The organism is Pseudomonas sp. GL-B-12, assembly GCF_019955895.1.
GTDB lineage: Bacteria > Pseudomonadota > Gammaproteobacteria > Pseudomonadales > Pseudomonadaceae > Aquipseudomonas.
Map to the genome: position 1 here is coordinate 1 of NZ_JAHBCX010000048.1, position 13,692 is coordinate 13,692.

Below are 13,692 nucleotides of genomic sequence, written 5' to 3' on the forward strand. Positions count from 1 at the left end.
CAGTGTGCCAGTCGCCATCCAGATCGCATGACACACCGCATTCGCGAGCAAGCCCGCTCCCACATTTTGAACAGCGTTCAACTTGAGAAGCTGTGCGCTGTTCGAACACTTTCAGGACAGGTCTGTGTAAGAATCTGGAACCAGGTTCTAAATTATTGGAATTCATCGCTCCAATAACACTCACAAGAGGACCGCATCTTGAATTCGCCACTTCGCATCGCCCTGATCGGTGCTGGCAACATGGGCCAGCAGCACTACCAGCATCTGCAATCCCTGACTGAAGCGACGTTGTGCGCCGTGGCCGATCCCGGACCGCAGGCGGCCAGTCTTGCGGCTGAATGGGGCGTAGCCTGTTTCGCCGATCATCGTCAGATGCTGGAGCAGGCGAAGCCAGACGCTGTCATCGTCGCCAACCCGAACACCCTGCACGTCAGCACGGCCCTCGATTGCCTCGCGGCCGGCGTGCCGGTATTGCTGGAAAAACCGGTGGGCGTGCACCTGGATGAAGCCAGAGAACTGGTGGCTGCCTCGAAGGCGAGTGGCGTTCCGGTACTGGTCGGACATCACCGCCGGCACAATCCGCTGATCGTCCGCGCCCACGAACTTATCCACAGCGGCGCATTGGGTCGGTTGACCACGGTCACGGCGCTCTGGCAGTTGCGCAAGCCCGACAGCTATTTTGAAACACCCTGGCGCCGCGAGGCCGGTGCGGGGATGTTGTTGACCAACCTGATCCACGACCTCGATCTGCTGCGGCATTTGTGCGGTGAAGTGCGTCAGGTTCAGGCCATCACCAGCAATGCCATTCGCGGGTTTGCCAACGAAGATTGCGCGGCAGTACTGCTGCAATTCGACAACGGTGCACTGGGCAGCCTGACCGGCTCCGATGCGGTGGCTGCGCCCTGGAGCTGGGAGCTGGATTCGGGGGAAAACCCGGTGTATCCGCGTCATCCTGATCAACCGTGCTACTTGCTGGCCGGGACAGGTGGGGCGCTGAGCATTCCGCAGCTAAAACGCTGGCACTACAACGAAGTCGATGGCGGCTGGCATCAATCGTTGCTGGCAACCCAGGAAAGCTTCAGTGCCGATGAAGCCCTGCGTTTGCAGTTGCAGCACTTCGTGCGCGTTGCGCGCCGGGAGGTCGAGCCGCTGGTGAGTGCCGCCGATGCCGCGCGTACGTTGGCGCTGATCGAAGCCATCCGCGAAGCCGCCGAAACCGGGCGTGCCTGCACGCCATCCTTGATCGAGGGTTGAGCATGAGCGAACGTATCTTCTCCCTGGCCAGCCTGACCGTGCTTGAGTTGTCACCGCCCGATATGGTCGAGGTCGCCGCGCGGGCCGGTTACAGTCATGTCGGCTTGCGTCTGGTACCGGCGACCCCGGAGGAGCACCATTTTGCCTTGGTGGCCGACCACGAATTGCGGCGCCAGACCCTGGCGCGTCTGCGCGATACCGGTATTCGGGTGCTGGACGTCGAAATCCTGCGGCTCAAGCCGGAAACCGTCGTCGACGATTTCGAGAAAATCCTCGCTGTGGGTGCCGAGTTCGGCGCCAGTGAGTTGCTGGTGGCCGGTAACGATCCTGACGAACAGCGGCTGACGCAGCATTTTGCCGAGCTCTGTGATCTGGCGGCAGCCTATGGGCTGCACCCGCACCTGGAGTTCATGCCCTGGACCGATGCGCGCAATCTTCAACAAGCCACACGTATCGTGGAAAACGCCGGGCGTGAAAACGGCGGCGTATTGGTCGACGCCTTCCACTTCGACCGCTCTGGATCGCGGCTGGAAGAACTGGTCAAAGTTGCCCCCTCACGGTTACGGTATGCACAGTTGTGTGACGTCGCAGGACCTCGGCCGGCCGACATGGCGGAGATCTTGCGCCAGGCGCGCAACGAACGGCGTTTCCCCGGCGATGGCGATTGTGACCTGCCGGGGTTGTTGCGCGGTTTGCCGGCTGACATTCCATTGAGCCTGGAGATTCCCACCGTGCAGTTGCTGGAGCAGGGCGTGAGTGGATTGGACCGGGCGCAGATGGCGCTGGATAAAACCCGGGAATTGTTGGCGCGGCTGTAATCGGTGCTGCGCACCTATCTCGGGCAAGCCACGCTCCCACAGGTTCTATGCTGACTGGGTGGAAGCGTGGTTTGCCCGTGATGCTTTTGACTTCAAGTAAGGAAACCCAATGACCGTCAGCACCCCGCTTTCCGGCGTCAATCAGCCCTTCAAAGGGATCCTGCTGATCGTTGTCGCAACCTTCCTGTTTTCCAGCCACGACGCCTTTTCCAAGTACCTCTCCGGTTTCTATCCCATTGTCATGGTGGTCTGGGCGCGCTACGTGGTTCACACCTTGCTGATGGCCGGGATTTTCCTGCCGCAGTCCGGGCTGCGGGTGCTGCGTACCAAACGGCCGTTACTGCAGGTGATCCGGGCGTTGTGCCTGCTGGGCACCAGTCTGTTTTTCACCACGGGGCTGATGTACATCCCGCTGGCCGAGGCCACGTCGGTCAACTTCCTCGCTCCGGTGCTGGTCACCGCGCTGTCGGTACCGCTGCTTGGCGAGCGCGTGACGCGAGGGCAATGGCTGGCGGTGATTTTCGGTTTTAGCGGAGTGCTGATCATCGTTCACCCCGGGGGTGATCTGTTTACCCCGGCGGTGTTGCTGCCGTTCTGCTCGGCGCTGTTTTTCTGCTTCTATCAACTGCTGACGCGCAAGCTCAGCGAGATCGACAGCCCGACCACCAGCAACTTCTTCGCCGGCTTGTGCAACACGCTGGTGATGAGTGCGCTGGTGCCGTTCTTCTGGCAGACGCCGAACCTGGTGCATGGCGCGATGATGCTGGCGCTGGGGGCCTGCGGGATGACGGCTCACCTGTTCCTGACCCAGGCTTTCCGCCTCGCGGCACCGGCACTGCTGGCGCCGTTCAGCTATTGCCAGATTATCTTCGCCGGCCTGCTGGGCTGGCTGCTGTTTTCCCATACACCGACACTGACCACCGTGCTCGGCATTGCCGTGATCTGCTGCAGCGGGTTGGCGGCAGCCTGGCAGCAAAGTCGCCGCTAAGCTGCGGCAAAACGCAGACAAAAAAAGCGCAGACCCGAGATCGGGCCTGCGCCGAGGGAACATCAGTCTTCTACTTTCGGAATCTTGCGCGGTGCCATGAAGTACATCCAGGTCAGCGCAATGAAGTACATCGCCGGAATGATAGTGAACAGCACGGTGTAGTTGTTGTTGGTGACGGTCAGGATGTGGCCGACCAACTGGGTCATGAACATCCCGCCAATCGCCGCACACATGCCGCCGAAGCCGAACACCGTACTCATCATGTGCTTGGGCGTGTAGTCCATCACCAGGCTCCAGATGTTCGCGGTCCAGGCCTGGTGCGCGCCGATGGCCAAGGAGATGGCGAACACCGCGACCCACAGGTTGCTGGAGCCGGCGGCCATGATCACGCCGATGATGCAGCAGGCGAACAGGAACATGGACATCAGTCGCGCCTTGATCGGGTTGACGCCGCGACCGATCAGGAACGAGGAGAGGATGCCGCCGCCAACGCTACCGAAGTCGGCAGTGAGGTAGATGATGATCAGCGGGATACCCATCTGGGTGACGTTGATGCCCAGGTTGTATTGCTGGTTGAGGAACGGCGGCAGCCAGTACAGGTAGAACCAGAACACCGGCGCCGTCATCGAGTAGGCGAGGGCGAAGGCCCAGGTGCCGCGCATGCGCAGGATTTTCGAGAACGGCACGCGGGTTTGTTCCGGTTCGACTTCGTTCTGGATGTAGTCCAGCTCCGACTGTTTGACGCTCGGGTGGTCTTCCGGGTTGAAGTACTTCAGGCCCCAGAGCACCAGCCAGATCCCGCCCAGTGCCGACATGCACAGGAACGCGGCCTGCCAGCCCCAGACGTGCAGGATCAGTGGCAGCAGCATCGGGGTGAACATCGCACCGACGTTGGTGCCGGCGTTGAAAATGCCGGTGGCCACGGCGCGCTCGCCGGCCGGGAACCACAGGCGTGTGGTTTTCACGCAGGCCGGATAGTTCGCCGCTTCGGTCAGGCCGAGGATGAATCGGCAAACCATGAAGCCGACCGCCGAAGTGGCCAGGCCGTGGGCGCCGGTCGCCAGGCTCCAGAGCAGCACGGCGCAGAAGAACACGCGCTTGACGCCGACCCGGTCGATCAAGCGGCCTTGCAGCACGAAGCCGATGGCGTAACCGACCTGGAACCAGAAGTTGATGTTGGCGTAGTCCATCGCCGTCCAGCTCATTTCCTTGGCCAGGATCGGCTGCATCACCCCCAGGGCAGCGCGGTCGATGTAGTTCAGGGTGGTGGCGAAAAACACCAGTGCCAGCATGCCCCAACGGGTTTTGCCGACTGCCATGGCGCCGCGAATCTTGTCGCCGATACCGCCGGTGGCGGTGCTCATGGCAGGTGCCATGCGAGAGCTTTGAGAAGGAATCATGTGTGCCATCCGTTCAATGACTGACAAGCGGGGCTCGTCGTGACTTCAAGGGCGCGTGATCAATCGGTCTGTCGCGGCGTGCGCGAAAGGGCTGATCGGCTGTGTTCGTCGGCTGACGGGATATTCAGCGAGCGGGCACGGTTGTGCCGGCGGTGCGCGGGGTTCGGATGGGCGCCAGGCAAGGCGTAATGACGGTGGAGCGAGTGAGCAAGGCGTTGAATGAGCGCATGAGCGTATACCCGTTTTTTGAAATTTTTATGTGGTGTTCTGGGTTTTGTTGACCGGGGCCGACGATTTCAAGACCGGACCCAATGTGGTGTTGATGTTGCGCAGTGAACAAAAAGTCGTCAATTCGCTATCGGCCATTGTGTTCGATAATCGCACGCAAAACTAACTGGGTAGTACACTTTAAATTGCTCAATGCACCGACCGGCTCAATAATCGGTTCACTCTTTTAAAAGCGGCGCAAATTCCCTGTAGCCGAAGCCTCCACCGGGAGCCGAAACATGCAGCGTTCCATTGCCACCGTATCCTTGAGCGGTACCCTGCCGGAAAAACTCGAAGCCATTGCCGCCGCCGGGTTCGACGGCGTCGAGATTTTCGAGAACGACCTTCTCTACTACGACGGTAGTCCACGGGAAATTAAACAGATGTGCGCCGATCTCGGGATCGCCATCACGCTGTTTCAACCGTTCCGCGATTTCGAAGGCTGCCGCCGCGATCGCCTGTCGCGCAACCTGGAACGCGCCGAGCGCAAGTTCGACCTGATGCAGGAGCTGGGCACTGACCTGGTGCTGGTGTGCAGCAATGCCTCGGCCGAGTCCATCGGTGATGAGCAGATCCTGGTCGACGACTTGCGACTGCTGGCCGAGCACGCCGGGGCACGTGGCCTGCGCATCGGTTACGAAGCGCTGGCCTGGGGCCGGCATGTGAACACCTGGCAACAGGTGTGGAACATCGTGCGTCAGGCCGATCACCCAAGCCTCGGCGTGTTGCTGGACAGCTTTCACACCTTGTCGCTCAAGGGCGATCCAAGTGCTATCGCCGAGATTCCCGGCGACAAGATTTTCTTCGTGCAAATGGCTGACGCGCCGATCCTGGCCATGGACGTGCTGGAGTGGAGCCGGCATTTTCGCTGCTTCCCGGGCCAGGGTGAATTCGACTTGCCGGGGTTCCTCGCGCCGATCATCAAGAGCGGGTACACCGGGCCTTTGTCGCTGGAGATCTTCAACGACGGTTTCCGCGCCGCGCCACCACGAGCCAACGCCGCCGACGGCTTGCGTTCGTTGCTGTATCTGGAAGAGAAAACCCGCGAGCGCCTGGCGCAGGAAGCCAAGCCTGCGGGCAACCCCGAGATTCTGTTCGAAACGCCCAAGGCCAGCGAGTACAACGGCATCGAGTTCCTGGAGTTTGCCGTGGACGAAAGCCTCGGCGCCAAGCTCGCCCATTGGCTTGAGCGACTGGGTTTCGTCAAGGCCGGGCAGCATCGCTCCAAGAGTGTCAGCCTGATGCGCCAGGGTGATATCAACTTGATCCTCAACTCCGAACCTTACTCGTTCGGTCACAGTTTCTTTGAGGCCCACGGCCCTTCGTTGTGCGCTACCGCCGTGCGGGTCAAGGACAGCGCCAGCGCGCTGGCCCGAGCCGTGGCCTACAAGGGCCAGCCTTATCGCGGGCTGGTCGGCCCGAATGAACTGGAACTCGCCGCCGTGCGTGCGCCGGATGGCAGCCTGATCTATCTGGTGGACCAGGATGCCGACGTCTACGGCACCGACTTCAATCTGCTGACGGATGCGCCGGTCAGCGGTGGCCTCAAGCGCATCGACCACATGGCCATGGCGCTGCCGGCCGACAGCCTCGACAGCTGGGTGCTGTTCTATAAGAGCCTGCTGGATTTCGAGGCGGACGATGAAGTCGTACTGCCGGATCCTTACGGTCTGGTGAAGAGCCGTGCCCTGCGCAGCCGGGACAGTTCGATCCGCCTGCCACTGAACATTTCCGAGAACCGCAACACCGCGATCTCCCACGCGCTGTCGAGTTATCGCGGTTCCGGTGTGCATCACATCGCGTTTGATTGTGATGACATCTTTGCTCAGGTCAGTCGTGCAAAAGAGGCGGGCGTGCCGCTGTTGGATATCCCGCTCAACTACTACGATGACCTGGCGGCGCGATTCGATTTCGACGACGAGTTCCTCAGCGAACTGGCCTATTACAACGTGTTGTACGACCGCGACGCCCAGGGCGGTGAGTTGTTTCATGTGTACACCGAGCCGTTCGAGGGGCGATTCTTCTTCGAGATCATCCAGCGTAAAAACGGTTATGCCGGCTACGGCGCGGCCAACGTCGCGGTGCGCCTGGCGGCCATGGCCAAATCCCGTAGCGGCGCATTGCGCCAGGCGAAGTTGTAGGAAATTCGTAAACGCGGGATTAAACGTGGGCTGCGCGGCTTCCTTCACCGTGCCGCGCAGCCCATAATCGCCAGCCTGTGCAGTGATGGCCGTGAGCCCGCAATGACAATGACCTCAGAACTCCCCGCAGCCTCCGTAGAACCTGGTGCCGAGCCGCGCAAGAGTCGCAAGAACAACCCGGAAAAGACCCGCGAAAACATCCTGCAGGAGGCGATTGTCGAATTCGTCCAGCAGGGGCTTTCCGGGGCTCGCGTCGATGCCATCGCCGAGCGCATCCACACCTCCAAGCGCATGATCTATTACTACTTCGGCAGTAAGGAGCAGCTCTATGTCGAGGTGCTGGAGAAACTCTACGGCGATATCCGCAACACCGAAAATCGCCTGCACCTGGCGGAGCTGGCGCCGGTCGAAGCCATTCGGCGGCTGGTGGAGTTCACCTTCGATCACCATGATCGCAACGTCGATTTCGTGCGCATAGTCAGTATCGAGAACATTCACAACGCCGAGTACGTGAAGCGCTCCGATGCGATCAAGGCGATGAACAACACTATCCTCGATTCACTGGGCGAGATTCTGCGTCGCGGTGCCGAGCAAGGGCTGTTCCGTACCGGTCTTGATCCGCTGGATGTGCATCTGCTGATCAGTTCGTTCTGCTTCTATCGCGTCTCGAACCGCCACACCTTTGGTGAGATTTTTCAGATCGACCTGCCGGACGAATGCATCAAGCAGCGTCATCGGGAGATGATTTGCGAGTCGGTATTGCGCTACCTGCAGACCTGAATCCATCGCGGGCAAGCTACGATCCTGTGGGAGCGTGGCTTGCCCGCGAAGCTTTTCAGTCATTCATGCTCTGGAAATGCTCAAGCATCCGCTGGGCATCCGGTACCACGCCGCTGAACAACTCGAACGCCTTCACCGCCTGAAACACCGCCATGTTGCCGCCGTCCAGCGTCCGGCAACCGAGGGCGCGGGCGTTGCGCAGCAGTTCGGTTTCCAGCGGGAAGTAGACGATCTCCGCCACCCACAATTCGGCCCGCAGCAACTCCACCGGCACCGGCATGCCCGGCAGCTTTTTCATGCCCATCGGTGTGGTGTTCACCAGGCCGTCAGCCTGGGCCATGGCGCTGGGTAGGTCATACCCGGCCACCGCTCGAGCGACGCCGAAATGCTGATTGAGATTGTCGGCCAGATCCTGGGCGCGACGGATGTCCACGTCAAAAATGCTCAGCTGTTGTACGCCTTCGCTCAACAACGCGTGGGCCACCGCCGCACCTGCGCCGCCGGCGCCCATCTGTACGACACGTTCAATGGCAACGCCCTTCAAGCCCCGGCGAAAGCCCTCGGCAAAGCCCAGGCAGTCGGTGTTGTGGCCGATGCGTTTGCCATCCTTGAGCACCACCGTGTTGACCGCACCGATACCGCGGGCCTCCGGCGACAGTTCGTCGAGCAGCGGGATGATCGCCTGCTTGCATGGAAAGGTGATGTTCAGCCCGGTGAAGTTCATGCGCTCGGCAGCCATCAGCAGGTCGGGCAGGGCGTTGCTGTCGAGTTTCAACTGATCAAGATCGATCAGGCGATACAGGTAGCGCAGCCCCTGGGCATCGCCTTCATGCTCGTGCATGGCCGGTGTGCGGGAAGCCTGGATGCCGGCGCCAATCAGCCCGGCCAGTATCACGTGGTTCTGAGTCACGGCGATCACCCTTTCAAACGATGACTGAAGTGTTCCAACGCCAGGCGATAGCCATGACTGCCAAAACCGGCCATCACCGCCGTTGCAATGGCGGATACGAACGAGTGGTGGCGGAAGGGTTCGCGGGCGTGCACGTTGGACAGGTGGACTTCGATCACCGGCAGTTCGCTGGCGACCAGGGCGTCGCGGATCGCAACGGAGGTGTGGGTCCACGCGGCAGGGTTGATGACGATCCCGGCGCAGCGACCGCGGGCGGCGTGAATCCAGTCGAGCAATTCGCCTTCATGGTTGGTCTGGCGAAACTCCACTGCCAGACCGAATTCTTCGGCGGTACGTGCGCACAGGACCGAAATGTCTGCCAGGGTTTCGTGGCCGTAAGTCGCCGGTTCACGGGTGCCAAGCAGGTTCAGGTTCGGGCCGTTGAGCACCAGAACGATAGGGGACATCGGAATCTCTCCACTTATTATTTTTGGAATCGGCCGAGGATCTCGGCCTGTGGAGATAAATTGTACTAACTAGTTAATTTGGTCAATTGGAGTGAAGGCACGCTGGCGGTTTGTGGGCGGTGATCGGACACTTTCGGTGTTCAGCGCGGCAAATGCTCCACCAGAAAATCAATGAACGCCCTTAAGCGCAGCGGTACATGCCGACTTTGCGGGTACAGCAAGGTAAACGGCCGCGACCGCCCGCCATAGGGCTTGAGCACTTCCAGCAGCGAGCCGTCGGCCAGTTCCTTTTCCACGATAAAACGGTAGGTCTGAAACAACCCCGCCCCGTGTTTGGCCAAGGTGACACCGCCCAGCACATCGTCGGAACAGCTGAGGCTGCCTTCGGCCAGAATCTCCCGGGGCACGCCTTCATCGTTGAACAACCAGGCAATGCGCCGGCCACTGCTGGGCAATTCGTACTGAATGCACTCGTGGTTTTCGAGGTCGTCGAGGGTTTGCGGAGTGCCGGCCCGTTTCAGGTAATCAGGGCTGGCGATCATCACCAGGGCGGCATCTTCCAGCGGTCGGGCGATCAGGCCGGAATCCGGGATGGCTCGCACGCGAATCGCCATGTCGTAGCCTTCGCCGACGAAATCGATGTTGCGATTGCTGATGTGCGACTCGACCTTCACCGCCGGATAGCGCGCCCGAAATTCGGGCAACAAAGGCAGGATTCGATGATGCGCGTAGGTGGTCGGAATACTGATGCGCAAGGTACCGGACGGCACTTGCTGCTGGCCCATCACCTCGCGCTGGGCCTCGACCAGTTGTGCCAGGGCAAGGCGGCACTCCTCGTAATAGCGGCGACCACTGTCGGTCAGCTTCACGCTGCGGGTGGTGCGCGCAAACAGACGCACGCCCAGGCGTTCCTCCATGCGCGACACCGAACGACTCACGGCCGCGGGGGTGACACCTGCCACCAGCGCCGCGGCAGTAAAACTGCCGGCTTCGGCGGCCAGGCAAAACAGCTCAATGCTGCCCAACTGAAGATCTTCGAATTGTCGCTGCATGATTGATTACACCGGAGATCAGATGAAGGAGCTGGATCAGTATTTATCAGGTGCTAGAGCCGTAATGAAAGGATTTCTTACCATTGCGCGCGGTGTTCCGCAGGGCCGGGTAACGCCTGGACGCTAGTCTGAGGACGCAAGAAATGATTCTACGGCCAATGCCAGCGGTCGGGTTTTCCAGAGAATGTCGAATCCTCGGATTCATTAACCTAACGGATGGGTTAGCATGAAGATATGCAATCACAAGGGACTGTCGGTAGTGATCATGTTGCGAGACGAGCATTGTCCGCCCCATGCGCATGTGGAGGCGGGTACGTGGAGTGCGAGATTCAGGTTCAGCTTTTGGCACAACGGTGTCGAGCTCTGGGATGTAGTTCCGCTTTCGCGTCGGCCACCGTTGGCGGTGCTTGAGGGATTGCGCCAATCGCTCCAGCAACCTGCCCATTTGCGGCGCGCCCGGGGCATCTGGTGGCGAAAGTTACAAACGGCTTGTCTTGATAATCAATTGTGGGACTGGCAAAGCAACGAAGTCGTTGTGGTGAAAAGGGTTGTCAGTACCACCAACATGATTGGATCGGCTTGCTACGAACCTGAATCGAACAAGACGTTGCTGTCCCTGATAGGCGCACAGGAAGGTGTGGAGATCGAGTTATGAAAACGATAAAAGCCAAGGTTCAGGCCGATAATCCCGTAACGGAAAGTAGCCTGGACAAAGCCATTGAACGTGGCGAATTACGTAGAAAAAATAGCCTGCAGGCGACAGCGGTTACCTACCAGGCCCCCTGTCTGGCTGTCAGCTTCGAAGACGGCAGCGGCGTATTGTTGCCCGTGGCCAACTATCCGGAGTTCGATGATTTTGAGGGCGGGGACTTCGCCAGTCTGACTGTCGGTTACGCGGGTACTGCACTGTGCCATGAAAGCAAAGACCTGCATGTATCTATCGCCGGGATGATTTCTGCGAGCAAGCCGCTGATGGCCATGGCGGCCTCGGTCGTCGCTTCGCGCAATGGTCGCCAGAGCAGCGCCGCAAAGTCTGAAGCCGCGCGGGCCAACGGCAGGAAAGGCGGGCGCCCGCGCAAAGTCGATGTTGTCTTGTAAGTGTGCCCACAAAAAAGCCGTCGAGAAGACGGCTTTTTTGTGCCTGGCAGGCGCCATCAACGCCGGGTCAGCATCACCCCGGATTCCATGTGATGGGTCCATGGGAACTGGTCGAACATCGCGCATTGGGTGATGCGGTGGGTGTCGTGCAGTTGGGCGATGTTGGCTGCCAGGGTCTGCGGATTGCAGGAGATGTACAGGATGTTGTCGAAGCGCCGGGTCAGCTCGCAGGTGTCCGGGTCCATGCCGGCACGGGGCGGGTCGACGAACACGCTACCGAACTCGTAGCTCTTGAGGTCGATGCCATGCAGGCGCCGGAACGGGCGCACTTCATTCAGGGCTTCGGTCAGCTCTTCAGCGGACAAGCGCACCAGGGTGACGTTATCCACAGCGTTTTCGCTGAGGTTGCTCAGCGCCGCGTTGACCGAGGTCTTGCTGATTTCGGTGGCCAGCACTTTGCGCACGCGGGTGGCGAGCGGCAGGGTGAAGTTGCCGTTGCCGCAATACAGCTCCAGCAAATCATCGGAGCGATCGCCAAGCGCATCGTATGCCCAGTTGAGCATCTTCTGGTTCACCGTGCCGTTGGGCTGGGTGAACGCGCCTTCAGGCTGGCGATAGCTGAAGGTGCGGCCGCCGACTTCCAGCTTCTCGACCACGTAATCGTGACCGATGACTTCGCGTTTGCCCTTGGAGCGGCCGATGATGCTGACGTTCAGGTCGGCCGCGAGTTTCGACGCCGCCGTATGCCAGTGCTCGTCCAGCGGGCGGTGATAGCACAGGGTGATCATCGCGTCGCCGGCCAGAGTGGTCAGGAACTCCACCTGGAACAGCTTGTGGCTCAGGGGCGCACTGGCTTGCCACGCGGCCTTCAGCTGCGGCATCAGCTGGTTGATGCGCAGGCTGGCAATCGGGAACTCTTCGATCAGGATTGGCGTGCGTTTGTCTTCCTGGGAAAACATCGCGTAGTGACGCTCGCCGGCCTCGCGCCACAGGCGGAACTCGGCGCGCAGGCGGAAGTTTTTCAGCGGCGAATCGAAAACGGCGGGCTCCGGTGCATCGAACGGGGCCAGCAGGTCACGCAAGCGCGTGACCTTTTCTTCGAGCTGAACGGCGTAGGCCTGGGAATCAAAAGTCATGCGTTGAACCAACCCAGCTTGATCACGAACAGAATCGACAGGATCACCAGCGCCGGGTTCAGCTCACGGCCGCGACCGGACATCAGCTTGATGGCAGTCCAGGAAATGAAACCGAAGGCGATGCCATTGGCGATGGAGTAAGTAAACGGCATCGCCAGCGCGGTGATCACCACCGGCGCGGCGACGGTAATGTCGTCCCAGTCTATTTCGGCCAGACCGGATGTCATCAGCACGGCGACGAACAGCAGTGCCGGCGCGGTGGCGAAGGCTGGAACGCTGGCGGCCAGTGGCGAGAAGAACAGCGCCAGCAGGAACAGGAACGCGACCACGATGGCGGTCAGGCCGGTGCGGCCACCGGCACTCACGCCAGCAGCGGACTCGATGTAGCTGGTGGTGGTCGAAGTGCCCAGCAGGGAACCGGCCATGGCTGCGGTGCTGTCGGCGATCAGCGCGCGGCCCATTTTCGGCATGTGACCGTCTTTGCGCATCAGACCGGCGCGCTTGGCGACGCCGATCAGAGTGCCGGAGTTATCGAACAGATCGACGAACAGGAAGGCGAAGATCACGCTGACCAGACCGATGTCCAGCGCGCCCTTGATGTCCAGTTGCAGGAAGGTCGGGGCCAGGGATGGCGGCATCGACATCACGCCGCCGAACGGGGTGAAGCCCATCACGATGGAAACGATGGTCACCACCAGAATGCCGATCAGCACCGCGCCGCGCACGGCAAGGGCTTCGAGGGCGACGATCAGGGCAAAACCGAGGGTAGCGAGGATCGGAGCCGGTTGTTTCAGGTCACCGAGGCCGACCATGGTCGCCGGGTTGCTGACCACGATACCGGCGTTGTGCAGGGCGATCAGCGCCAGGAACAGGCCGATACCGGCGGCAATCGCCGAGCGCAGAGGCAGCGGGATGCTGTTGATGATCCATTCACGGATGCGGAAGATCGACAGCAGGAAGAAGCACACCGCCGAGATGAACACCGCACCCAGCGCCACTTGCCAAGTATGGCCCATGTGCAGGACCACGGTGTAGGTGAAGAAGGCGTTCAGGCCCATGCCCGGAGCAAGGGCGATCGGGTAGTTGGCGATCAGGCCCATGGTCGTCGAGCCGATGGCGGCGGCCAGGCAGGTGGCGACGAACACTGCGCCCTTGTCCATGCCGGTCTCGCCGAGGATGCTCGGGTTGACGAACAGAATGTAGGCCATGGCCAAAAAGGTCGTGACGCCCGCCAGAATCTCGGTCCGCACGTTGGTGTTGTGTGCCTTGAGTTGAAACAGCCTTTCCAGCATGTCTGCTCCCCGTGGCGCGCCGGGCGCCGTGAATGTATCGACCTCAACAGCAAAGCACAGGCAGCAGAACGCGCCTGGAAATTACTGTGGGCCGGAAAAAGCCGCGCATC

Annotated in this window: 13 protein-coding genes; 7 read left to right on the forward strand and 6 right to left on the reverse strand. The window is 60.6% G+C overall.

The window, feature by feature from the left end:
• Positions 1 to 198: 198 nt before the first annotated feature.
• The 3 genes from KGA85_RS24260 to KGA85_RS24270 all read left to right on the forward strand — a co-directional run bounded on the left by KGA85_RS24260 (position 199) and on the right by KGA85_RS24270 (position 3,060).
• Positions 199 to 1,254, forward strand: coding sequence for a Gfo/Idh/MocA family protein (locus KGA85_RS24260; RefSeq protein WP_223459144.1), 1,056 nt, complete (start codon positions 199 to 201; stop codon positions 1,252 to 1,254).
• Between the two features lie 2 nt (positions 1,255 to 1,256).
• A complete protein-coding gene (locus tag KGA85_RS24265; protein WP_223533663.1) occupies positions 1,257 to 2,072 on the forward strand; it encodes a sugar phosphate isomerase/epimerase family protein in 816 nt (271 codons plus the stop codon).
• A 109-nt stretch (positions 2,073 to 2,181) separates the two neighbouring features.
• The gene (locus KGA85_RS24270; protein WP_008052441.1) at positions 2,182 to 3,060 is read left to right on the forward strand and encodes a DMT family transporter; all 879 of its coding nucleotides are present in this window, start codon (positions 2,182 to 2,184) and stop codon (positions 3,058 to 3,060) included.
• 62 nt (positions 3,061 to 3,122) lie between these two features.
• Here KGA85_RS24270 and KGA85_RS24275 read toward each other — a convergent pair whose 3' ends face one another.
• A complete protein-coding gene (locus KGA85_RS24275; protein ID WP_223459148.1) occupies positions 3,123 to 4,460 on the reverse strand; it encodes an MFS transporter in 1,338 nt (445 codons plus the stop codon).
• Positions 4,461 to 4,966: 506 nt separating this feature from the next.
• Here KGA85_RS24275 and quiC point away from each other — a divergent pair.
• Both quiC and KGA85_RS24285 read left to right on the forward strand, forming a co-directional pair.
• The gene (gene quiC, locus KGA85_RS24280) at positions 4,967 to 6,868 is read left to right on the forward strand and encodes a 3-dehydroshikimate dehydratase QuiC (RefSeq protein WP_223534500.1); all 1,902 of its coding nucleotides are present in this window, start codon (positions 4,967 to 4,969) and stop codon (positions 6,866 to 6,868) included.
• Between the two features lie 102 nt (positions 6,869 to 6,970).
• Positions 6,971 to 7,648 carry a TetR family transcriptional regulator gene (locus KGA85_RS24285; protein ID WP_223533661.1) on the forward strand — a complete coding sequence of 226 codons (678 nt, stop codon included), beginning with the start codon at positions 6,971 to 6,973 and terminating at the stop codon, positions 7,646 to 7,648.
• Positions 7,649 to 7,703: 55 nt separating this feature from the next.
• Here KGA85_RS24285 and KGA85_RS24290 read toward each other — a convergent pair whose 3' ends face one another.
• The 3 genes from KGA85_RS24290 to KGA85_RS24300 form a co-directional block, all read right to left on the reverse strand.
• Entirely contained in the window at positions 7,704 to 8,558 is an 855-nt protein-coding gene (locus tag KGA85_RS24290; protein ID WP_223533660.1) for a shikimate dehydrogenase, read from the reverse strand.
• 5 nt (positions 8,559 to 8,563) lie between these two features.
• On the reverse strand, positions 8,564 to 9,004 hold the full coding sequence (gene aroQ, locus KGA85_RS24295) for a type II 3-dehydroquinate dehydratase (protein ID WP_223459163.1): 441 nt from the start codon (positions 9,002 to 9,004) through the stop codon (positions 8,564 to 8,566).
• Between the two features lie 140 nt (positions 9,005 to 9,144).
• Positions 9,145 to 10,056, reverse strand: coding sequence for a LysR family transcriptional regulator (locus KGA85_RS24300; protein ID WP_223459165.1), 912 nt, complete (start codon positions 10,054 to 10,056; stop codon positions 9,145 to 9,147).
• Positions 10,057 to 10,282: 226 nt separating this feature from the next.
• Between KGA85_RS24300 and KGA85_RS24305 the strand changes: the two genes are divergently transcribed.
• Positions 10,283 to 10,711, forward strand: coding sequence for a DUF4160 domain-containing protein (locus tag KGA85_RS24305; RefSeq protein WP_223459167.1), 429 nt, complete (start codon positions 10,283 to 10,285; stop codon positions 10,709 to 10,711).
• On the forward strand, positions 10,708 to 11,154 hold the full coding sequence (locus KGA85_RS24310) for a DUF2442 domain-containing protein (RefSeq protein WP_223459169.1): 447 nt from the start codon (positions 10,708 to 10,710) through the stop codon (positions 11,152 to 11,154). Before KGA85_RS24305 ends, KGA85_RS24310 begins: the two co-directional genes overlap by 4 nt.
• A gap of 56 nt (positions 11,155 to 11,210) precedes the next feature.
• On the opposite strand, the gene trmA is transcribed toward KGA85_RS24310, so the two are convergent.
• Together trmA and KGA85_RS24320 are read right to left on the reverse strand one after the other, a co-directional pair.
• A complete protein-coding gene (gene trmA, locus KGA85_RS24315) occupies positions 11,211 to 12,290 on the reverse strand; it encodes a tRNA (uridine(54)-C5)-methyltransferase TrmA (protein ID WP_223459170.1) in 1,080 nt (359 codons plus the stop codon).
• Positions 12,287 to 13,582 (reverse strand): NCS2 family permease, encoded by a 1,296-nt coding sequence (locus KGA85_RS24320; protein ID WP_223459172.1) that lies wholly within the window; start codon positions 13,580 to 13,582, stop codon positions 12,287 to 12,289. The genes trmA and KGA85_RS24320 overlap by 4 nt, the downstream gene beginning before the upstream one ends.
• Positions 13,583 to 13,692 lie beyond the last annotated feature (110 nt).